The following is a 21,275-nucleotide window of genomic DNA, read 5'->3' on the forward strand; positions in this document are numbered from 1 at the left end:
TATGGATCTATTCCGTACAGCGCCAGTGGCTCAGCCACTGGCTGCTCGTATGCGAGCTACCACGCTGGACGAGTACGTTGGCCAGCAACACCTGCTCGCACGTGGAAAGCCTCTGCGGGAAGCTCTTGAGCAGGGCGCGCTGCATTCCATGATTTTCTGGGGGCCGCCAGGTGTCGGCAAGACGACATTGGCGCGTTTGCTGGCCGAGGTAACCGACGCTCATTTTGAGACGATCTCGGCTGTTCTTTCCGGCGTAAAGGAAATTCGTCAGGCTGTTGAGATAGCTCGGCAGCAAGCTGCTCAGTATGGACGGCGAACCATATTGTTCGTGGATGAAGTTCACCGTTTTAATAAATCCCAGCAAGATGCGTTTCTTCCCTATGTTGAAGACGGCACCCTTTTGTTTATTGGGGCGACGACTGAAAACCCTTCGTTTGAGCTTAACAATGCACTTCTTTCCAGAGCACGTGTTTATGTCCTTAAAAGCTTGGATGAAGAAGCCTTAACTCAGCTTGCCAGTCGAGCACTGCTTGAAGAAAAAGGCCTTGGTAGGCGCCAGTTAAGTCTTCCAGATGAAAGCCGGAAGATTCTGTTGGCTGCGGCCGATGGGGATGGCCGCAGGTTACTCAATCTACTTGAAAACGTGGCCGATCTGGCTGAGGACGGCGCAAGCATCAGCCCGGACCTTTTACAAAGCTTGCTCGGCGATGGGCGTCGTCGTTTCGATAAAGGTGGTGAGGCGTTTTACGATCAGATTTCCGCGTTGCATAAGTCTGTTCGGGGCTCCAATCCTGATGCGACCTTATACTGGTACGCTCGCATGATCGATGGAGGCTGTGATCCGCTTTATATCGCCCGGCGCGTTGTGCGTATGGCCAGTGAAGACGTAGGCAATGCTGATCCTAGAGCGCTATCCATCTGTCTTTCCGCCTGGGATGTGCAAGAGCGACTAGGCAGCCCGGAGGGTGAGCTTGCCATTGCTCAGGCGTTGGTATACCTCGCATGTGCGCCTAAAAGTAATGCAGTTTATAAAGCATTCAATAAGGCAATGGCAGATGTTAAACAGGATGGCTCTAGGGAGGTGCCTGTACATCTTCGAAACGCACCAACCAAATTGATGAAGTCGTTGGGCTATGGAGAGGAATATCGATATGCACATGATGAGCCTGACGCATATGCAGCTGGCGAGGATTATTTCCCTGAGGATAAGGTGCCCGTTCATTATTACGAGCCCGTGCCTCGCGGCTTAGAACTCAAAATTCGCGACAAACTGACTCATTTGGGTGAGCTGGATAGGGCAAGTCCGCGTCAACGGCGGAAAAAATCATGATACGTATGATTCTGGCCGTTGCGGTAGGCGGTGCATTAGGTACGCTGCTGCGATTTATGGCAACGTCCTGGGTAGCGGCGGCTTGGCCTAGGCATTTCTATATAGGCACTTTGATTGTCAACTGTGTGGGCTGTTTATTGATTGGTCTTTTATACGGACTTTTCTTGATTCGCCCTGATGTTCCTGCTGAGCTCAGAGCGGGGCTTGTTGTTGGTTTTCTAGGTGGATTAACAACGTTTTCCTCCTTTTCCCTTGATACGTTACGCTTGCTGGAAGGTGGCCAGGCTTTGCTTGCCATTGGATACGCCACGGCCAGTGTCGTAGGTGGTCTGCTTGCTACTTGGGCAGGCCTGTCATTGACAAAACTCTGATACGAGAAAAAACATGCTTGACGCAAAACTGGTACGTACGCAGCCTCAGGAAGTGGCAGAACGTCTTGCCGTGCGTGGTTTCACGCTTGATGTACAGCGCATCGAATCCTTGGAGTCAGCTCGTAAGTCTGTGCAAACACGTACCGAAGAGCTTCAGGCCGAACGTAACAGTCGATCCAAGGCTATTGGCCAAGCCAAGGCTCGCGGTGAAGACATTGCGCCGCTTTTGGCTGATGTTGACCGGATGGGTGGTGAGTTAGAGGCCGCTAAGCGTGAGCTGGATGTGATCCAGTCCGAGCTGGACACTTTGCTCTTGGGATTGCCCAATCTGCCGCATGAATCCGTTCCGGTAGGCGCTAATGAAGATGAAAACGTAGAAGTACGCCGTTGGGGAACACCCAAGCATTTCGAGTTTGAGGCTAAGGATCATGTGACCTTAGGGGAAGCCCACGGTTGGTTGGATTTCGAAACTGCCTCTCGCTATTCTGGTGCCCGTTTTGCCTTGATGCGCGGTCCTATTGCTCGGCTACACCGCGCGTTGGCACAGTTCATGATCAATCTGCATACGGCTGAGCATGGGTATGAAGAAGCTTACACACCTTATCTTGTGCAAGCTGAAACATTGCAGGGGACAGGACAGCTCCCTAAGTTTGAGGAAGATCTGTTTAAAGTGCCTCGGGAAGGTGAAAGCCCTCTCTACCTGATTCCAACTGCAGAGGTCACCTTGACCAACATGGCTGCAGGCAAGATCTTGGGTGCCAAAGCCCTTCCTATTCAGCTGGTAGCCCATACGCCTTGCTTCCGTAGTGAGGCAGGTGCTTCTGGGCGAGACACGCGTGGCATGATCCGTCAGCATCAATTCGACAAGGTTGAAATGGTGCATATCGTTGAACCTGCCAAGTCCTTCGAAGCACTAGAGGCGCTGACAGGCCACGCTGAACGTGTGCTGCAACTTCTGGAATTGCCTTACCGTGTGCTTGCCCTATGTACTGGTGACATGGGCTTTAGTGCTACCAAGACATATGATCTGGAAGTATGGATCCCAAGCCAGGATAAATATCGTGAAATTTCTTCCTGCTCTAACTGTGGCGACTTCCAGGCACGTCGCATGCAGGCTCGGTGGCGCAATCCAGAAACAGGTAAGCCTGAACTTGTGCATACCTTGAACGGGTCTGGTTTGGCAGTCGGTCGTACGCTAGTGGCAGTATTAGAAAACTATCAGCAGGCAGATGGAACTGTTCAGGTGCCAGAAGTCCTCAAGCCCTACATGGGCGGTATTGAGGTAATTGGCTGATGGAGTTCTTGCCACTGTTTCACAATCTAATCGGCCGATCTGTATTGATTGTCGGCGGAGGAGAGGTTGCTTTACGCAAGGCGCGTTTGCTCAAAGATGCAGGTGCAGTGCTCAAGGTTGTCGCACCTCGCATCCATCCGGCCATGCGCGAGCTGATTGTAAACAGTGGCGATTCGCTGGTAGAGCGGCCTTATCAGGCAAGTGATATGAGTGGGTCCGTTCTGGTTATTGCTGCAACCGATAACGAAGATATCAATGTCCAGGTTTCTACTCAGGCTAAGGCAATAGGTGTGCCTGTCAACGTGGTGGACTCGCCAGCGTTATGTACAGTTATTTTTCCTGCGATTATTGATCGCTCGCCTTTGATAGTCGCAGTATCAAGTGGTGGCGATGCGCCTGTTTTGGCTCGCCTTGTGCGAGCCAAGCTTGAAAGCTGGATACCGGCTGCTTATGGTGAATTGGCAGGACTGGCTAAAAAATTTCGCTCCAAGGTCAAGCGGCGTTTCGATGATGTCCAGGCAAGACGCGTATTCTGGGAGGAAGTATTTCAGGGCGAAATTGGTGAGAAAGTCTTAGCAGGCCAACCTCAGGTAGCCGAACGGTTGCTTGAGGAAAAGCTCCGCAATGCGTCTTCTACTGTTAAAGGAGAGGTCTATCTGGTAGGTGCAGGGCCGGGTGATCCAGATCTTTTGACATTCAAGGCTTTGCGTCTTATGCAGCAGGCTGATGTCGTACTATACGATCGCTTGGTTGCGCCCGCTATTCTGGACATGTGCCGTAGAGACGCCGATAGAATTTATGTGGGTAAAAAAAGAGCTGAGCATGCTGTACCGCAAGAGGAGATTAACCAGCTCCTGATTGACTTAGCTACTCAAGGTAAGCGTGTGTTGAGACTCAAAGGGGGTGATCCCTTTATCTTCGGGCGTGGTGGCGAGGAAATTGAGCGTTTAGCTTCTCATGGAATTGGATTTCAGGTAGTCCCGGGAATCACCGCTGCGAGTGGTTGTGCCGCTTATGCAGGCATACCATTAACGCACCGGGATTATGCCCAGTCGGTGCGCTTTATCACCGGGCATCTAAAAAATGACACCTGCGATCTTCCTTGGAGTGATCTGACTGCGCCAGGGCAAACATTGGTTTTTTATATGGGCTTGGTTGGACTGCCTGTCATTTGTGAGCAGCTCATCAGGCACGGCAGAAGTCCAAGTACCCCCGCAGCCTTAGTTCAACAAGGAACGACGTCTAGTCAGCGTGTGTTTACAGGAACGTTGGCAGATTTGCCTACCCTAGTGGCAGAACATGAAGTTCATGCACCCACGCTGATCATCGTGGGTGAAGTGGTAACCTTGCGTGACAAGCTAGCGTGGTTCGAAGGGCAGTCGCATCCTAGTGATTTTCCTGCCATAGGCCCAAGCTAGAAAATTGCTCGCGATTGTGAGGGGAGACTAAATCCAATGCTGGGCCGCCTGGGATGATGCCACTTGGATTAATCGTCCCATGGCTTCCGTAGTAGTGATGCTTGATGTGCTCAAAATTAACCGTTTCTGCAATGTCTGGCCATTGATAGAGTTCTTTTAACCACCCTTGCAGGTTGGGGAAGTCCATAATACGACGAAGATTGCATTTGAAATGGCCGTAGTAGACAGCGTCGAAGCGTATCAGTGTTGTAAAAAGCCGCCAGTCTGCTTCTGTCAGATATTCGCCCGTCAAATAGCGATAGTTACCTAAGCGGTCCTCTAGCTGATCAAGTGTTGTAAACAGCTCCTCAAAGGCGAGTGCGTAGGCTTTTTGCTCTGTCGCAAAGCCTGCCTTATAAACACCATTGTTTACCGTTGAGTAAATAAGCTCATTAAGCGAGTCGATTTCTTTCTGCAGCGGCTTTGGGTAAAAATTGATGCGGTTCTCGGTCAAGGTGTCAAATGCGCTGTTGAACATTCGAATAATGTCGGCAGATTCGTTGTTAACAATGCACTGGCGCTTTTTATCCCAGAGCATTGGCACTGTAACGCGGCCTGTGTACTGGGGCTTGGCTTCCAGATAGCGTTCGTAAAGAAATCGTGTAGGGCCAAGCAGGTCGCCTGTTGATCCGCGTGTTTGATCGAAGGTCCATCCATTTTCTTTCATAAGCCAACTTACTATGGACACATCAATAATATTCTCAAGACCTTTAAGTCTACGAAAAATAAGTGTGCGATGAGCCCATGGGCAGGCTAAAGAAACATATAAATGGTAGCGGCCAGGTTCTGCCTTGAAGCCAGCTTCGCCAGTGGGACTGGCCTCACCAGTAGGAGTGATCCAGTGTCTAAATTGAGCATTTTCGCGCTTGAAACTGCCGTCTTTGCTGTTTTCATACCATTGGTCAAGCCATTTGCCTTCAACTAACAGGCCCATTGTCTCCTCGCTATGCAGTTTGGAAGTTTTATGAGTGGCGCTGATTCCAATACTCTTTTGCTTTGCCTAGCGCAAATTCTCTTTCATGACCTAGCGCTCTAAGTCCTAAGGCCATCGTGGAAAGAATGGCTAGCTCACCATAGGGGTCCTGTGCCTCGCCATTCCATACTTTTAGTAGGTGGTTAGCATCAATTCTTTCAGGTTTGACGTGGCGTCTTTCTGAAAGTGCGGGCCACATTTCATCCCATTCTATTCCCTGTTCTGTTCCATAAAGATGAGAATCACTGTCTGGGTTGATTTCGATCTCACCACCTTCACCTTTGATAATGATGGCTTTGTCGCCCAAAAGACGGCTAGCCTCACGGTGAATGGGTTGGTAGCCTGGATGGAATATGCTCTGCAAGATACAAGTTGCGTTAAGCGGGTTTAGTAATCGAACTAGCGAATGGATCGGAGAGCGTAACCCAAGTGTGTTGCGCAGACTGATCATCTGTTGCAATACCGGCATCCATTTTTCGAGCGGTGCGAATGCTAAATGATCCGTGTTTAAGGCGTCCTGTGCTTGGTCCCAATCAGTACAAAAGCGTATACCCAGCGTATCAAGTACCTGTTCGGTGTATAGGCGGCCTGCTGTATGAGCACCACCGCCATGAATCAGAATGCGAATGCCATGAGATGACAGGCATTTGGTGGCAAGAAGAAACCAAGGTAAATGGCGTCTTTTACCAGCATAGCTTGGCCAGTCTAGATCCACTTGAATATCGGGTGCATTCAAGCGGGTACGAACGGCCTCGGTAAAACCGGCAAGTTCTTCTGCACTTTCTTCTTTGTGCCGAAGCAGCATTAGAAAGGCACCTAGCTGAACATCCTCGACTTTCTTGTCGAGGATCATTCCCATAGCCTCCTGCGCTTCTTCTCGGGTTAAGCTGCGCGCGCCGCGTTTGCCCTTGCCAATGATCCGTATGAACTGTGCAAAGGGATGTTCTTCAGACATTGTCATCATAAGCAATTTGTCGGTTTAGGAAGCCCTGCAAGCTTAGCGGCGAGCTTGGCGGGACTGCCTTTGAAAAGGAGATTCAGATGAAGGCTGTTACCTTTCTCTGGGCCTAGTGTCTGTGCGATATATCTAATCAGGGGACGATTAGCTGGAGAGAGCTGGAACTCAGCGTAGAAACGCCTGAGCGCGTTTAGGATTTCCCAGTGCTCGGGCGTTAAAGAAATACTTTCTCGGCGCGCAAGCTCCTCTGCTATTTCAGGAGACCAGTCTTCCAAGTCAAGTAGATAACCTTCCTGATCAACGTTAAGTGCCTTCATTACCAGCTTTGTACCTTGTCATAAGTTACACAGAGGCTAACAAAATCCTCATAGTCGATCGCGTCGAAGCGAGATGTTTCATTCAGCCCGCGGGCCTCGACATCCTCCCGTAAAACAAAGCCTTTAATACCTACCGGAAGTTTTTCGAGTAGAGCGTCTGATCGAGGGCTTTTCTGTAACAGGTACGCAGCATCACCCATCAGCAAAAGCGCATCTTGATCTGCCAGTAAAGGTAGAGCGCTGTCTAGCGTCAAGCTTTGGAATGGCGACGCTGAAATAAGATGAAGCGTCTTCACAGCGTTATCACCATATCGTGTTCGTTTAACAGTAAGCGAACCTGTGCGTTAGACAGACTCTCGACATCTAGCTCAAACATGGAGGGCTTTAGGTTGCGCTCCAGCAGGCTGTTTTCCAGTGCATAAAGCTTTTCTACCCCAAACAAGGGGAGAGCTTGCAAATTAGCGCTCAGGTCCTTCTGCTCAAGTCGTGAGGCAGCCTGAGAGGGAGTTAATTGAAAAACACCATCATCCATAAACAGCATGGAAACTGGTAGGTCAAAGGCTCCACCAGCCAAGGCAATGTCTAAAGCTTCTCGTGCGGCCATGCCTGACCATGGGGCTTGGCGGCTGATAATGAGCATCGACTTTGCCATTAGGTGTCTCCAAAGCAAATCAAGCGATCCGCTGTTTGTGCAGCCTCGTGAAGTTGTCCTAGGCCTGAGAGCTGCCATGGTTCCAAAAGGTTGGCGCCCTGGCGTCCATGGCGATGAGCTTCGCTTTCACTCAAGATGCCTCGCCGTAAAGCGGCAGAAATACAAACAACAGAGTCCAGCTGATTTTGCTGAATAAATGTAGCCCATTGATTTGCCCAATCTGGCTCATCTTGAGGCGTTACGATTGAGCTGGAGCCATTGTGTACACCATCTTGGTAGAAAAAAAGACGAATTATTTCATGATGAGCTGATAGCGCCGCCTGAGCAAACCGAAGAGCTCTTCGGGAAGAGGGGGAGTGCGGGGCGGAAAACACGACGATAGCAAATTTCATAAATAAAAAAGGCCCGCCGAAGCGGGCCTCTCCAATGCGAATCTCGTTAATCGTTGCTGCTGGCAAAGCCTAGCAACTGGAGCAGGCTGACAAACAGATTGTATATCGAGACGTACAGGCTAATGGTAGCCATGATGTAGTTATCTTCGCCGCCGTGAATGATGGCACTTGTCTGGAATAGAATGGCGGCTGAAGCAAACAGCACAAAGCCAGCGCTGATTGCAAGCTGCAAGCCACTGATGTTCACAAAAAACGACAGTGCTATTGCGCCAAGTAATATCCAGAAGCCTGCCATTAGAAAACCCGACAGGAAGCTCATGTCTTTACGGCTAATTAGCGCGTAGGCGGAAAGCCCGAAGAAGACCAAAGCTGTCATGCCTAAGGCGGAGGAAATGATGCTTCCACCGTTAGGCAAGCCTAGGTACATATTCAATATCGGTCCTAGGGTATATCCCATGAAGCCGGTAAGCGCAAACGTGCTGACCAAGCCCCAGCCACTGTTACGCAATTTTACAGTGAGAAAGAACAGACCATAAAAGCCGATCAGGACAACAAAAATGTTGGGATACGAAACCCGCATCTGCTGCGAGACGTAAGCTACTAAGCCACTAAAGGCTAGCGTCATTCCCAACAGAGCATAAGTGTTGCGTAGCGTACGACTAATGTCGCGCCGCTCGGCAACCGCAGGGTTGAAGGCATATTGACGCTCGTTCATAACGACACTCCTAATGTGGTCGAAACCTATTCATACCATAAGATAATAACAACTCTTTGAAAAAAATAGATTTAAGTGTTTGACAGCGTGTTTCGTTAGGGTAATATTGCGACCCGCACCTGCGGAGGTGTGGCCGAGTGGTTTAAGGCAACGGTCTTGAAAACCGTCGAAGGGGAGACTCTTCCGTGAGTTCGAATCTCACCGCCTCCGCCATCTTCTTGCTTCAAGTCATCGTGCGTTTATCTCTGACTTGTGTATAGTCGTTACACATTCCTTTGCATTTATTAGCCTAAGATGAGTCTTGGGCTTGTAATTGGCTTCTGCATCAGCGTTACGAGGTGCACGGTGATTAAAGTGCTAGTGGTCGATGACCATGATCTGGTAATGGCCGGAATTATCCGCATGCTGGCGGATGTCGATGGTATCCAGGTTATAGGTCAGGCTGATTCTGGCGAGAGTGGATTAAAGCTTGTCAGAGAATTAAAGCCTGATGTAGTCCTTATGGACGTTAAAATGCCTGGCATTGGCGGGCTGGAAGCTACTCGAAAACTTCTTCGTAGCCATCCTGAAGTAAAGGTCATAGCAGTAACTGCATGCGAAGAAGATCCTTTCCCAACTCGCCTGCTGCAGGCTGGCGCCTCTGGTTATCTCACCAAGGGTGCAGACATTCAGGAGATGATTACTGCCATACGTCATGCTTTTAGCGGGCAGCGATACATCAGTGCTCAAATTGCTCAGCAATTAGCGCTCAAGTCTTTTCAGCCTCAAAATAATGGCACGCCTTTTGACCTTCTTTCGGAACGCGAAATTCAAATCGCTCTGATGATTGCTAATTGCCATAAGGTTCAGGTGATCTCAGATAAGCTTTGCTTGTCTCCTAAGACTGTTAATACCTATCGTTATCGTATTTATGAAAAGCTCTCTATCACCAGTGATGTAGAACTGGCTTTGTTGGCAGTTCGTCACGGGATGGTAGACGCCACGAGTTGAGATGACCGAAACGTTTGATTCCTCTGCTTTTCTGGCTGGCTGCAGTTCTCGGCCGGGTGTTTATCGAATGTTCGACGAAAGCGCCAAGGTGCTTTATGTCGGAAAAGCGAAGAATCTTAAAAAGCGCCTATCGAGCTACTTTCGTAAAACTGGCTTGGCTCCCAAGACAGCAGCATTAGTAGCGAAAATCTCCCAGATCGAAACAACCATTACTGGTAATGAAACTGAGGCGCTTCTGCTTGAGCAGAACCTCATCAAGCAATTACGTCCCCCGTATAATATCCTTCTACGAGATGACAAATCTTACCCATATGTCTTCTTGTCGACCGAAGATGAATTTCCTCGGCTCGCTATTCATCGCGGCGCCAAGAAGGTGCGGGGTCGTTATTTTGGGCCATATCCCAGTGCGGGTGCCATTCGCGAAAGTCTGAATCTTCTGCAAAAGGCATTCATGGTGCGTCAGTGTGAAGACGGTTTTTTCAAAAATCGTACCCGGCCATGCCTTCAGTATCAGATTAAGCGATGCAAGGGGCCGTGCACGAACATGGTTTCCCGGGAAGAGTATGCTGAGGATGTCCGGCATTCGGCTATGTTCTTGGAGGGGCGTAGTAATGCACTGGCTGACGAGTTAAGCGCGGCCATGGATAAGGCATCCATCGCATTAAACTTTGAGCGGGCAGCGGAGTTACGTGATCAGATCGCATTAGTGCGGCGGGTCCAGGATCAACAGCATATGGAAGGCGAAAGTGGCGAGGTTGACGTCATTGCTGCAATGGTGAATCCAGGCGGTGCATGTGTTCATCTGATAACTGTGCGCGGCGGGCGTGTTCTTGGTAGCAAGAATTTCTTTCCTCAAGTTGCTATTGAGGAGGAGGCCAATGACGTGCTTCTCGCGTTTCTTGAGCAGTATTATCTTGCTCATATAGAGCGAGACCTGCCTGATGAAGTGATTGTAAATGCTGTTCATGAGGATTTCGCCACTCTCATTAGTGCGTTTAATGAGCTGCACGCTAGAGGGCTAGAGATTTCGCATCGGGTTCGAGGTACTCGCGCCCGTTGGCAGCAATTGGCTGTAACAAACGCTGAGCAAGCGCTTAATACTCGGCTGGCCAACAGGCAGCATATGGCGGCTCGCTTTGAGGCTTTGACTGAGGCGCTAGGCCTCGATGAAACGCCGCAGAGACTAGAATGCTTCGATATTAGCCATTCAAGTGGCGAGGCTACAGTTGCCTCCTGTGTGGTGTTTGGTCCTGAGGGGCCTATTAAATCGGACTACCGTCGTTACAATATTGAGGGCGTCACAGCTGGCGATGATTATGCTGCCATGCACCAGGCGCTAACTCGCCGCTTCAGCAAACTCAAGGATGGCGAAGGCAAGATGCCTGACATCTTATTAGTAGATGGCGGAAAAGGGCAGCTGGCTATGGCTCGGGATGTGCTTCAAGAGTTGGCTGTTCCAGATCTTGTCTTGCTGGGTGTGGCTAAAGGCGTAACGCGTAAGCCGGGGTTGGAGACACTTTATCTGAATGACCCATCCAATGAGTTCAGCTTGCCTGGGCATTCTCCTGCTCTACATTTGATACAGCAGATTCGCGACGAAGCACATCGCTTTGCGATTACAGGGCATCGTGCGAGAAGAGGAAAGGCTCGCCGTACCTCTACGCTTGAGGATGTTGCTGGAGTAGGGCCGAAGCGGCGTAGGGAGCTACTGAAATACTTCGGGGGCCTTCAGGAACTCAATCGTGCAAGTGTTGACGAGATAGCGAAGGCGCCAGGAATTAGTAAAAAACTAGCAGAGCAGATTTATGCTGCACTGCACAGTGAGTAGAATGACCATACATTCATATATTTCCTGTGCCGATGAACATTCCTAACCTGCTTACTGTTCTGCGCGTTCTGCTCATTCCTTTTTTTATTGCTCTGTTTTACATGCCGGTTTCCTGGAGCTATTGGGCTGCGAGTTCAGTGTTTGCCTTGGCTAGTTTTACCGATTGGCTGGATGGCTATTTAGCTCGTCGATGGAAGCAAAGTACGGCGTTTGGTGCGTTCCTAGACCCGGTTGCCGATAAGCTTATGGTTGCTGTGGCGCTGGTGCTGCTAGTTCAGGAGCATGCCACTATTTGGCTAACTCTGCCTGCTACGATCATAATCGGCAGAGAAATTGTAGTCTCGGCGTTGCGTGAGTGGATGGCGGAGTTAGGCGCGCGCGCTCAGGTGGCAGTATCCAGTCTTGGCAAGTGGAAGACGGCAGCGCAGATGGTTTCGTTGATCGTATTATTGGCTAATCCTCCTCAGCTGACGTTTTGGGTGCTGACGGGCTATGTGCTTCTTATCATAGCGGCTGCGCTTACGCTTTGGTCCATGTGTAGCTACCTGCTTGCAGCCTGGCCGCACCTGAGCATAACGAAGAAAAAATAACTTTTTTGAATCAATGAGTTGACAGCGTGATGGGATTGTATAAAATGGCGCCCGTCACCAAGACGCGGGAATAGCTCAGTTGGTAGAGCACGACCTTGCCAAGGTCGGGGTCGCGAGTTCGAGTCTCGTTTCCCGCTCCAATTTGTTTGTAGTCGTCATTGTAGATGACGTCTTCTTATGAGGCCGGGTGGCAGAGTGGTCATGCAGCGGATTGCAAATCCGTGTACGCCGGTTCGATTCCGACCTCGGCCTCCACTATGTAGCCCTGCAGATCTGATGGTCTGTAGGGCTTTTTAATTAGTACGTGTTGGGCTGCCCAACCATAAAGAGCGGTAATTATCCTTTGTGGTTGGTGAAGGTTCAATTCGTTAAAGCGCTACCGCCCGGATGGCGAAATCGGTAGACGCAAGGGACTTAAAATCCCTCGGAGGAAACTCCGTGCCGGTTCGATTCCGGCTCCGGGCACCAAATAAAAAAGGGCTTGATCAGATTGGTCAGGCCCTTTTTTATTTGCTAACTCCTTTCTCTAGCCCCTTTTGCTGCCTTAAAACTTTTAGGCGGGCCTATGTATGCCTTTTCTAGGGCAGGCCTGGGCGAAATGTTCTATAGGTAGCAGGGAGACTAAATGACAGGCTTGCCTGTTTATAGCGGCAATCGACCAATTATCTGCTCAAACATCCTTTTGTTTGTGAAATAACCTTTAGAAAATCGCCAGGCAATGGGCTTTCCTTCGTCTGTTTTCAAGGTAATAGAAAATACTGTTGAATCTAGCGCCCTTGCTAGCAGCGCATAGTCTTTCAGGCTAATTCGTACGATGGGTATGTCTGGAATAATCACGGCGTGTCGGTCCCGCTTTGGTTATGCGGGTTATCGGCCTCCGTTAATTATTCTTCAGTTTCAGCTGGCTGGTTTTCGCTATCGAGAATGGCTTTGTAAGTGCTCACTGCTAGTGCTTGGTTGTATAGGTAATCATTTTCTGAAAGCATATACATTCTTTGTTGCTCCAGTGACCCTTCATCGACTGATTGAAAAGTGTTTAGACCTACCATCGTTCGGTAGGGGCTTTTAATTTCGATGCTGTAGCTTACTGGCTCATCCGAACCATGTGGCCCTTGGTATGGGTCACCACTGTTAAAGGAGGCGCCATGCCCGCCATTACTCTTCCCGACGGTAGTCAACGTCTATTCGATCACCCTGTTACTGTAGCCGAGGTCGCTCAGTCGATCGGTGCTGGATTGGCAAAAGCCACTTTGGCAGGAAAGATAGACGGTCGTTTGGTAGATGCTTGTGATGTTATTAACCACGATGCATCGTTGCAGATAATTACTCCCAAAGATGAGGAAGGGCTGGAAATCATCCGTCATTCCTGTGCGCATCTGGTAGGGCATGCGGTAAAGCAGCTGTTTCCTACAGCAAAGATGGTAATTGGCCCTGTCATTAATGAAGGGTTTTATTACGACATCTCTTATGAGCGTCCCTTTACGCTGGATGACTTGGCAGCCATCGAGACTCGAATGCGCGAGTTGATTGATAAGGACTACGATGTCATTAAGCGTATGACGCCGCGCGAGCAGGTTGTTGAAACGTTTAAAGCGCGTGGTGAAGACTACAAACTTCGCTTGATCGAAGATATGCCTGATGAAAAGGCAATGGGTCTTTATTACCACGAAGAATACGTTGATATGTGCCGTGGGCCGCATGTACCTAATACACGCTTCCTTAAAGCATTCAAGCTGACGAAGCTTTCAGGTGCTTATTGGCGGGGTGATTCAAAGAATGAGCAGCTCCAGCGTATCTACGGTACAGCGTGGGCTGATAAAAAGCAGTTAGCAGCTTATATTCAGCGCATTGAAGAGGCTGAAAAGCGTGATCACCGTAAATTAGGTAAGCGGTTGGATCTTTTTCATGCCCAAGAAGAAGCTCCAGGAATGGTGTTTTGGCATCCTAATGGATGGACTGTATATCAGGCGCTTGAGCAGTATATGCGCCGTATTCAACATGAAAATGGCTATTCTGAAATTCGCACGCCGCAAGTTGTGGATCGGTCTCTATGGGAAAAATCCGGGCACTGGGCTAATTATGCTGACAACATGTTTACGACCGAGTCAGAAAGTCGTGATTATGCCATTAAGCCAATGAATTGCCCGTGTCACGTGCAAGTGTTTAATCAGGGGCTTAAAAGTTACAAAGAATTGCCTCTTCGTCTGGCAGAATTCGGCGCCTGTCACCGTAACGAGCCTTCTGGCTCGCTGCATGGCATTATGCGTGTAAGGGGCTTTACCCAAGACGATGCTCATATCTTCTGTACAGAAGATCAGATGCAGGAAGAGGCGGCCGCCTTCATTAAGCTCACGTTGGCGGTTTATGCAGATTTCGGATTCACTGATATACAACTGAAGCTTTCTACTCGTCCTGAAAAGCGTGTAGGTTCAGATGATTTGTGGGATCAGGCAGAGGAAGCTCTAGCTGCGGCACTTGATCATGCGGGACTAGGCTATGATCTGCAGCCGGGAGAGGGCGCGTTTTACGGTCCGAAAATTGAATTTTCCTTGAAAGACTGTCTGGGGCGTGTGTGGCAATGCGGTACATTGCAGCTTGACTTTAACCTGCCGTCCCGCCTGGGCGCTGAGTATGTAAGTGAAGACAACAGCCGTAAACACCCGGTAATGTTACATCGTGCTATCCTAGGCTCTTTTGAGCGATTCATTGGTATTCTGATTGAGCATTACGAGGGATCTTTCCCAGCGTGGCTTGCTCCAATACAGGCAGTGGTCATGAATATCACTGATAAGCAGGCCGATTTCGCTAACGAAGTAGTGCAAATTCTTGATCAAAATGGTTTCCGAGCTAAAGCTGACTTGAGAAACGAGAAAATCGGCTTTAAAATTCGGGAGCATACTTTGCTCAAGGTTCCCTATCTTCTGGTTATAGGTGATCGGGAAGTTGAATCAAGAGCCGTGGCTGTACGCACGCGTGAAGGTGCTGATCTGGGCTCAATGCCTATTGCGGACTTCAAAGAGCTTCTAGCTCAAGCAGTTGCTCGTCGCGGTCGACAAGAATTGGAGTAATGACTATTAAGCGTGAAATGAGACAGGATAAGCGAACTCAACCCAAGGCTCCGATCAACGAGAATATCTCGGCTCGTGAAGTCCGGTTGATTGGTGCTGACGGCCAACAAATTGGCGTCGTCTCGATTGATGAAGCGCTACGCGCTGCTGATGAAGCCAAGCTAGACTTGGTGGAAATTTCCGCCGATGCGATACCTCCTGTGTGCCGCATCATGGATTACGGCAAGCATCTTTTCGAGAAGAAGAAGCAAACCGCTGCAGCGAAAAAGAACCAAAAACAGGTTCAGGTAAAAGAAATCAAGTTTCGTCCAGGGACGGAAGAAGGGGATTACCAGGTAAAACTACGCAACCTGGTACGTTTCCTTAATGAGGGGGACAAGGCCAAGGTATCCTTGCGGTTCCGTGGTCGTGAGATGGCCCACCAGGAGCTGGGTATGGAGTTATTGAAGCGGGTCGAAGCTGACCTTGCTGAATATGGCACCGTAGAACAGCATCCTAAGATGGAAGGACGCCAACTAATTATGGTCATCTCCCCCAAAAAGAAAAAATAACCACCAGGGCACTGGCAGGCCTTGCGGTTATGCGTAATCACTCAATGCGGAGTATATGAACATGCCAAAGATGAAAACCAAGAGTGGTGCAGCGAAGCGTTTTAAAAAGACTGCTTCCGGCTACAAGCACAAGCACGCGTTCAAGAGTCATATCTTGACCAAAATGACCACTAAGCGTAAGCGCCAGCTGCGTGGTACATCTCTGATGCACCCGTCTGACGTTCAAAAAGTCGAGCGCATGCTGCGCGTTCGTTAATCGGTCACAAGGTAAAGGTATAACTCATGGCTCGTGTTAAGCGTGGCGTCATTGCCCGTCGTCGTCATAAAAAAATTCTGAAGCTGGCTAAAGGTTACTACGGTGCTCGCTCCCGCGTGTTCCGTGTTGCCAAGCAGGCTGTGATCAAGGCAGGCCAATACGCCTACCGTGACCGCCGTCAGCGCAAGCGTCAGTTCCGCGCCCTATGGATTGCCCGTATTAATGCTGGTGCTCGTATAAACGGTCTGTCCTACAGTCGTTTCATTGCCGGTCTGAAAAAGGCAGCCATTGAGATCGACCGTAAAGTTTTGGCTGATCTGGCGGTAAATGAAAAATTAGCGTTTGCTGCGATTGTCGAGAAAGCTAAAGCTTCTTTAGCTTAAGCCCCGCGTCAATTAGGGCCTCGGCCCGGCGGTAACGTCACCAATAGGGGAAGGGCCTAAAGCTCTTCCCCTATTTTGTATCTGGAGTCGGTGAATGGAAAACCTGGAGGCACTGGTCAGCCAAGCGTTGGAGGCCGTGCAGCAAACTGAAGACACGACTGTTCTTGAGCAGCTACGAGTCAGCTACCTGGGCAAAAAAGGTGAGCTCACTCAGGTCATGAAGACGCTAGGCAATCTGCCTGCAGAAGAGCGGCCAAAAATCGGTGCGCTGATTAATGCGGCTAAAGAGCGTGTACAAGATGCGCTTAATGCACGCAAACAATTTCTGGAAGAAGCTGCTTTAGCTGAAAAGCTGGCAGCAGAGCGCATTGATGTGACTTTGCCCGGCAGAGGGCAAGCAACCGGTGGGCTACATCCAATTACCCGTACACTAGAGCGCATTGAGCGACTTTTTACTGGTATTGGCTACAGCGTCGCTGAGGGGCCGGAAATCGAAGATGATTACCACAACTTCGAAGCACTTAATATTCCAGGTCACCACCCTGCACGTGCGATGCACGATACTTTCTATTTCAATGCCACGCGCTTGTTACGTACGCATACGTCGCCAGTACAGATCCGTGTCATGGAGCAGCAGCAGCCCCCAATCCGGATTATTTGTCCAGGACGTGTTTATCGCTGCGATTCCGACCAGACGCATTCACCAATGTTTCATCAGGTAGAAGGTCTGGTAATTGACGAAAAAGTCAGTTTTGCCGATCTCAAGAGCACGATAATAGAGTTTTTGCGCGAATTTTTTGAAGAGGAGTTGGAGGTTCGCTTTAGACCCTCCTATTTTCCATTCACTGAGCCTTCAGCAGAGGTCGATATTCGTCGACATGTCAATAAAGATGGTCAGCTAACGCCTAGCTGGCTTGAAGTATTAGGCTGCGGGATGGTGCACCCTAACGTGCTGCAAATGGCGGGTATCGACCCTGAGAAATATCAGGGCTTCGCGTTTGGTATGGGCGTTGAGCGCTTAGCCATGCTGCGTTATGGCGTGAATGACTTGCGCCTGTTCTTCGATAACGATCTGCGCTTCCTGGCGCAATTCCGCTAGCTTTAAGGGAGTGCATAATGAAATTCAGTGAACAGTGGTTAAGATCTTGGGTAAACCCACCGGTGTCCCAAGATGATCTGGTTGCTCAACTGTCCATGGCAGGTCTTGAGGTTGACGATGTTGAGCCGGTGGCAGGGCCGTTCAGCGGTGTGATAGTAGGGGAAGTACTTACTACCGAGCGTCACCCTGACGCAGATAAACTTAATGTTTGCCGTGTTAGTAATGGTCAGGAAGAGTTCCAAGTCGTATGTGGTGCTCCAAACGTGCGGGCCGGCTTGAAGGTTCCTTTCGCCATGATTGGCGCTAGGCTACCAGGCGACTTCACTATAAAGAAGGCGAAGCTGCGGGGTGTTGAGTCCCAAGGTATGCTGTGTTCTGCTAGCGAGCTTAAGCTATCAGAAGATAATGCGGGTTTGATGGAGCTTCCGCTAGATGCGCCGGTGGGTCAAAGTGTTCGCGACTACTTAAAGTTAGATGATGTCTCAATTGATGTAGATCTAACACCTAATCGCGGCGACTGTTTATCTATTGCAGGACTTGCCCGCGAGGTTGGTGCGCTTTATGGCGTCTCTGTACAGACATTTGATATCCAGCCTGTGCAAGCTGCTATTGAAGACACACGCTCTGTTGAGGTACTCGAACCCTCTGCTTGTCCGCGCTATGTTGGGCGAGTCCTGAAAAATGTTGATTTATCCCGTTCAACCCCTCAGTGGATGATAGAGCGTTTACGTCGTTCGGGTGTTCGTAGTATTGATGCTGCAGTCGATGTAACTAACTACGTTATGCTTGAGCTAGGGCAGCCTATGCATGCCTTCGATCTTAATGAGATCAAAGGTGGCGTCCGCGTTCGTCTAGCGCAGCCTGAAGAGAAGTTAGTCCTGCTGGATGGCCAAGAAGTAGCCCTGCGTTCCGATACTTTGGTGATAGCTGACCATGAGCGCGCCCTGGCAATAGCTGGCATTATGGGTGGTGAGCACAGCGGTGTAAGCGCTAGCACTACAGATCTGTTCTTGGAAAGCGCTTTTTTTGACCCTATTGCAGTTGCTGGCAAAGCCCGTTCCTATGGCCTCCATACTGATTCTTCCCATCGTTTTGAGCGTGGAGTAGATTTTGAGCTGCCTCGCCGTGCAATGGAGCGTGCTACTTCTTTATTGATGGATATCGTGGGTGGACAGCCAGGTCCGCTTATAGAAGCCGCTAATGCTGCACATCTCCCCGTTAAGGCACCGATTACTTTACGGGGTCAGCGAGTCGAGCAGGTGCTCGGTCTGCAATTGGATTCGGAAGAAATTGAGCGCCTGCTCAAAGGACTTGCTTTGGATGTTAAGCCTGCCGGTGAAAGCCTGTGGCAGGTTGGTGTGCCTAGTCATCGTTTCGACATTTCGATTGAAGTAGACTTAATAGAAGAGCTAGCCCGTCTTTATGGTTATAACCGCCTTCCTGTTCGGTTTCCGCAAGCACGTTTAGCTCCCAAAGGATATATTGAGTCACGTACCAGTCTCTCTAATTTCCGTCGTCAATTGGTTGCTCGTGGTTATCAAGAAGCTATTACTTACAGCTTTATTGACGAAAAGACATTCCGACTGTTTTCGCCGGAGCTGGCCCCTGTGCTATTGGCTAACCCGATCTCCCAGGACATGGCGGCTATGCGCGCTTCGCTTTGGCCTGGTTTGATTAAGGCGCTGCAGCACAATCTTAATCGTCAGCAGAGCCGCGTGCGTTTGTTCGAATCGGGGCTTCGTTTTGTCGGCTCGTTGGATAATCTGGCTCAAGAGCGAGTATTAGCAGGACTAATCTCAGGGCAGCGTTTCCCAGAAGGCTGGAATTCGAGCCGCGAGCAGGTAGATTTTTTTGACATAAAAGGAGATGTTGAGTCGTTATTAAACTGTAATAAGAGCGAAAGCGACTTTACTTTTTCTCCGGCAGAACATCCAGCGCTACATCCCGGACAGACTGCACGTATCGAGCGTGATGGTCAGTTGGTAGGCTATATAGGTGCATTACATCCAGAGTTGTTAAAAGCTTTGGATTTAGAGCAGTCAGTTTACGTTTTTGAGCTGTTGTTAAGTGAGGCGGAGCAAAATCAGCTACCTCGCTTCCAGGAGTTGTCACGTTATCCAGAGGTACGTCGTGACTTGGCAATTTTGGTAGATGCAGATGTAGCTTCGGCAGATGTCTTATCAGCCATACGAGATAAAGCAGGTGAGCATCTAGTCGATTTAAGGCTGTTTGATGTATATCAAGGCAAGGGTATTGATCCGATTAGAAAAAGTCTTGCGGTTGGCTTGACCTGGCAGCATCCATCACGCACTCTTACTGATGAAGAAATCAACGAAACGACACAGAATATCCTCGTTTCCCTGGAAGAAAGGTTCAACGCCACATTAAGGAAATAGTGTATGGGGGCTCTGACGAAAGCTGAGTTGGCAGAACGTCTCTATGAAGAACTTGGCCTGAACAAGCGTGAGGCTAAAGAGTTAGTTGAGTTGTTCTTCGAAGAAATTCGAAACGCCTTAGAGCAAAACGAGCAGGTTAAGCTGTCAGGTTTTGGTAACTTTGACTTGCGAGACAAACGTCAGCGCCCCGGACGCAATCCAAAAACAGGTGAAGAGATACCAATCACGGCACGCCGCGTGGTGACTTTTCGCCCTGGGCAAAAACTCAAGGCCAGGGTAGAAGCGTATGCTGGAACCAAGCCATAACAATGAGCTACCTGCTATACCAGGCAAACGCTATTTTACTATTGGTGAAGTAAGCGACCTTTGCTTGGTAAAACCTCATGTTCTTAGATACTGGGAGCAGGAATTTCCTCAGCTCAATCCAGTTAAGAGGCGAGGTAACCGTCGTTATTACCAGCGGCAAGACGTCATTATGATTCGCCAGATCAGAGCTTTGCTTTATGATCAGGGTTTCACGATTGGTGGCGCGCGTCTTAGGCTATCGAGTGATGACGCTAAAGATGATACGACTCAATATCGTCAGCTCATAAAGCAAATGATTAGCGAATTAGAAGATGTTTTAGGAGTTTTGCAAAAATAATTAAAAAAATTCTTCCATTTATCAAAACCTTAGCCTAAAATGGCCGCCATCTCGAAAGGGATACAGTCGGGGCGTAGCGCAGCCTGGTAGCGCACTTGCATGGGGTGCAAGGGGTCGAGTGTTCGAATCACTCCGTCCCGACCAAAAAAGTTTAGAAAATCCAGTCACTTAGCAGTGGGTGGATTTTTTTATGCGCGGTGATTTTTAGGTGTCTTTGAATTTTGCCCCACTTTTTGCCCCACCGATTAAATTTAATGAAATTTTTACTCAGCTCACCCATCTGGATGACTATTTACTAGGTTCATGCCAGATCAAATGGGTTAAGGCCTAGCGCGGCTATTTTTTAAATCTAGAGCTGGGCGGGAGGGGCACGTGCATACGGTGAAGCCGATAGTTCTCCGTCCAGGCGATTATCATCAGTTCCTCTCTGAAGACGAATGTACATAGTGTGGCGAGGTTAAAGATAAGCTTTGTCGCACCAGAGCCGACGTTTGCAATCTCGGCGCTAGTATCCGGTAGTTTAGTCTAACAGCGTGTTTATTAAATTCTCTGGCGCCAGGCTGTCTTTCTGAGCGAAGGGCAGTTCATGACTAGCCTGACGATTAAGACATGAGCATGGGTGTAGCGAAATGAAGATCGAGCGCCTGCTCCATTGCAGCGGCAGCTTGTATGACCCGTCCGTCGCTATAGCGCTCGCCGACAATTTGTATACCTACTGGTAACCGCTTCCGCCCATATCCGCAGGGCGGCGATAACGCAGGAATGCCGCAGTAATTGAAAATGGGCGTGAACCCTGCGTATCCACGCGGACCTGCTGGTTCACTGCCAATCCTTTCGGGACCAAGCTGATCGATGGACCAAGCTTCCACCGGGGTAGTAGGGCACAAGAGCAGATCATATTTAGTGAAAAACCGCGCAAGTGTTCGGGCCAGTTCATCACGTAATTCCAGCAGTTCAGCAATTGCTGTTCCGGAGAGTGTCAGCCCAATCTCTATTTGCTCAAGGATATTTG

23 protein-coding genes and 5 tRNA genes are annotated in these 21,275 nt (G+C 49.5%); 20 read left to right on the forward strand and 8 right to left on the reverse strand.

Annotation, left to right across the window (positions count from 1 at the left end; genetic code table 11):
- Position 1 precedes the first annotated feature (1 nt).
- Genes IEX86_RS18875 through cysG form a run of 4 tightly spaced genes read left to right on the forward strand, consistent with a single transcriptional unit; the run spans position 2 to position 4,413 of the window.
- Entirely contained in the window at positions 2–1,330 is a 1,329-nt protein-coding gene (locus IEX86_RS18875; RefSeq protein WP_188867691.1) for a replication-associated recombination protein A, read from the forward strand.
- The gene (gene crcB, locus IEX86_RS18880) at positions 1,327–1,701 is read left to right on the forward strand and encodes a fluoride efflux transporter CrcB (RefSeq protein ID WP_188867692.1); all 375 of its coding nucleotides are present in this window, start codon (positions 1,327–1,329) and stop codon (positions 1,699–1,701) included. The genes IEX86_RS18875 and crcB overlap by 4 nt, the downstream gene beginning before the upstream one ends.
- Before the next feature lie 13 nt (positions 1,702–1,714).
- A complete protein-coding gene (serS, locus tag IEX86_RS18885; protein WP_188867693.1) occupies positions 1,715–2,995 on the forward strand; it encodes a serine--tRNA ligase in 1,281 nt (426 codons plus the stop codon).
- Positions 2,995–4,413, forward strand: coding sequence for a siroheme synthase CysG (gene cysG / locus IEX86_RS18890; protein WP_188867694.1), 1,419 nt, complete (start codon positions 2,995–2,997; stop codon positions 4,411–4,413). The genes serS and cysG overlap by 1 nt, the downstream gene beginning before the upstream one ends.
- On the opposite strand, the gene IEX86_RS18895 is transcribed toward cysG, so the two are convergent.
- Genes IEX86_RS18895 through IEX86_RS18925 form a run of 7 tightly spaced genes read right to left on the reverse strand, consistent with a single transcriptional unit; the run spans position 4,382 to position 8,459 of the window.
- A complete protein-coding gene (locus IEX86_RS18895; RefSeq protein WP_188867695.1) occupies positions 4,382–5,386 on the reverse strand; it encodes a glutathione S-transferase family protein in 1,005 nt (334 codons plus the stop codon). The genes cysG and IEX86_RS18895 overlap by 32 nt on opposite strands.
- Positions 5,387–5,414: 28 nt before the next feature.
- On the reverse strand, positions 5,415–6,386 hold the full coding sequence (locus IEX86_RS18900; protein WP_188867750.1) for a glycosyl transferase family protein: 972 nt from the start codon (positions 6,384–6,386) through the stop codon (positions 5,415–5,417).
- Positions 6,386–6,700: a TusE/DsrC/DsvC family sulfur relay protein gene (locus tag IEX86_RS18905; protein ID WP_188867696.1), complete on the reverse strand. Its 315-nt coding sequence runs from the start codon at positions 6,698–6,700 to the stop codon at positions 6,386–6,388. The genes IEX86_RS18900 and IEX86_RS18905 overlap by 1 nt, the downstream gene beginning before the upstream one ends.
- A complete protein-coding gene (gene tusB, locus IEX86_RS18910) occupies positions 6,700–6,996 on the reverse strand; it encodes a sulfurtransferase complex subunit TusB (RefSeq protein ID WP_188867697.1) in 297 nt (98 codons plus the stop codon). The genes IEX86_RS18905 and tusB overlap by 1 nt, the downstream gene beginning before the upstream one ends.
- The gene (gene tusC, locus IEX86_RS18915; RefSeq protein ID WP_188867698.1) at positions 6,993–7,352 is read right to left on the reverse strand and encodes a sulfurtransferase complex subunit TusC; all 360 of its coding nucleotides are present in this window, start codon (positions 7,350–7,352) and stop codon (positions 6,993–6,995) included. Before tusC ends, tusB begins: the two co-directional genes overlap by 4 nt.
- Complete coding sequence (gene tusD, locus IEX86_RS18920; protein WP_188867751.1) at positions 7,352–7,744, reverse strand: sulfurtransferase complex subunit TusD; 393 nt, start codon at positions 7,742–7,744, stop codon at positions 7,352–7,354. Before tusD ends, tusC begins: the two co-directional genes overlap by 1 nt.
- A gap of 46 nt (positions 7,745–7,790) precedes the next feature.
- Positions 7,791–8,459 (reverse strand): Bax inhibitor-1/YccA family protein, encoded by a 669-nt coding sequence (locus IEX86_RS18925; protein WP_188867699.1) that lies wholly within the window; start codon positions 8,457–8,459, stop codon positions 7,791–7,793.
- A gap of 123 nt (positions 8,460–8,582) precedes the next feature.
- On the opposite strand from IEX86_RS18925, the gene IEX86_RS18930 reads away from it, so the two are divergent.
- The 16 genes from IEX86_RS18930 (at position 8,583) to IEX86_RS19005 (ending at position 20,407) form a co-directional block, all read left to right on the forward strand.
- A tRNA-Ser gene (locus tag IEX86_RS18930) sits at positions 8,583–8,672 on the forward strand.
- A gap of 132 nt (positions 8,673–8,804) precedes the next feature.
- Positions 8,805–9,449, forward strand: a complete 645-nt coding sequence (gacA, locus tag IEX86_RS18935; RefSeq protein WP_188867700.1) for a response regulator transcription factor GacA — start codon at positions 8,805–8,807, stop codon at positions 9,447–9,449.
- A 1-nt stretch (position 9,450) separates the two neighbouring features.
- Positions 9,451–11,277 (forward strand): excinuclease ABC subunit UvrC, encoded by a 1,827-nt coding sequence (gene uvrC / locus IEX86_RS18940; RefSeq protein ID WP_188867701.1) that lies wholly within the window; start codon positions 9,451–9,453, stop codon positions 11,275–11,277.
- A gap of 32 nt (positions 11,278–11,309) precedes the next feature.
- Positions 11,310–11,867, forward strand: coding sequence for a CDP-diacylglycerol--glycerol-3-phosphate 3-phosphatidyltransferase (gene pgsA / locus IEX86_RS18945; RefSeq protein ID WP_188867702.1), 558 nt, complete (start codon positions 11,310–11,312; stop codon positions 11,865–11,867).
- Between the two features lie 64 nt (positions 11,868–11,931).
- Positions 11,932–12,007, forward strand: a tRNA-Gly gene (locus tag IEX86_RS18950).
- A gap of 41 nt (positions 12,008–12,048) precedes the next feature.
- Positions 12,049–12,122, forward strand: a tRNA-Cys gene (locus IEX86_RS18955).
- Between the two features lie 126 nt (positions 12,123–12,248).
- Positions 12,249–12,335 (forward strand) — tRNA-Leu (locus IEX86_RS18960).
- A gap of 677 nt (positions 12,336–13,012) precedes the next feature.
- Entirely contained in the window at positions 13,013–14,935 is a 1,923-nt protein-coding gene (thrS, locus tag IEX86_RS18965) for a threonine--tRNA ligase (RefSeq protein WP_188867703.1), read from the forward strand.
- A complete protein-coding gene (gene infC / locus IEX86_RS18970; protein ID WP_188867704.1) occupies positions 14,935–15,486 on the forward strand; it encodes a translation initiation factor IF-3 in 552 nt (183 codons plus the stop codon). Before thrS ends, infC begins: the two co-directional genes overlap by 1 nt.
- A gap of 61 nt (positions 15,487–15,547) precedes the next feature.
- The gene (rpmI, locus tag IEX86_RS18975) at positions 15,548–15,742 is read left to right on the forward strand and encodes a 50S ribosomal protein L35 (protein WP_010794562.1); all 195 of its coding nucleotides are present in this window, start codon (positions 15,548–15,550) and stop codon (positions 15,740–15,742) included.
- A 26-nt stretch (positions 15,743–15,768) separates the two neighbouring features.
- A complete protein-coding gene (rplT, locus tag IEX86_RS18980; protein ID WP_188867705.1) occupies positions 15,769–16,125 on the forward strand; it encodes a 50S ribosomal protein L20 in 357 nt (118 codons plus the stop codon).
- Between the two features lie 94 nt (positions 16,126–16,219).
- Positions 16,220–17,224, forward strand: coding sequence for a phenylalanine--tRNA ligase subunit alpha (gene pheS / locus IEX86_RS18985; RefSeq protein WP_188867706.1), 1,005 nt, complete (start codon positions 16,220–16,222; stop codon positions 17,222–17,224).
- 17 nt (positions 17,225–17,241) lie between these two features.
- Complete coding sequence (pheT, locus tag IEX86_RS18990) at positions 17,242–19,620, forward strand: phenylalanine--tRNA ligase subunit beta (RefSeq protein WP_188867707.1); 2,379 nt, start codon at positions 17,242–17,244, stop codon at positions 19,618–19,620.
- 3 nt (positions 19,621–19,623) lie between these two features.
- The gene (ihfA, locus tag IEX86_RS18995; protein WP_010794558.1) at positions 19,624–19,926 is read left to right on the forward strand and encodes an integration host factor subunit alpha; all 303 of its coding nucleotides are present in this window, start codon (positions 19,624–19,626) and stop codon (positions 19,924–19,926) included.
- Entirely contained in the window at positions 19,907–20,263 is a 357-nt protein-coding gene (locus IEX86_RS19000) for a MerR family transcriptional regulator (RefSeq protein ID WP_010794557.1), read from the forward strand. The genes ihfA and IEX86_RS19000 overlap by 20 nt, the downstream gene beginning before the upstream one ends.
- A 67-nt stretch (positions 20,264–20,330) precedes the next feature.
- Positions 20,331–20,407: transfer RNA gene (locus tag IEX86_RS19005), tRNA-Pro, on the forward strand.
- A 458-nt stretch (positions 20,408–20,865) separates the two neighbouring features.
- On the opposite strand, the gene IEX86_RS19010 is transcribed toward IEX86_RS19005, so the two are convergent.
- Complete coding sequence (locus IEX86_RS19010; protein WP_188867752.1) at positions 20,866–21,270, reverse strand: amidase family protein; 405 nt, start codon at positions 21,268–21,270, stop codon at positions 20,866–20,868.
- Positions 21,271–21,275: the final 5 nt, after the last annotated feature.

This window comes from Pseudomonas asuensis (assembly GCF_014646755.1).
Classification (GTDB): Bacteria; Pseudomonadota; Gammaproteobacteria; order Pseudomonadales; family Pseudomonadaceae; genus Chryseomonas; species Chryseomonas asuensis.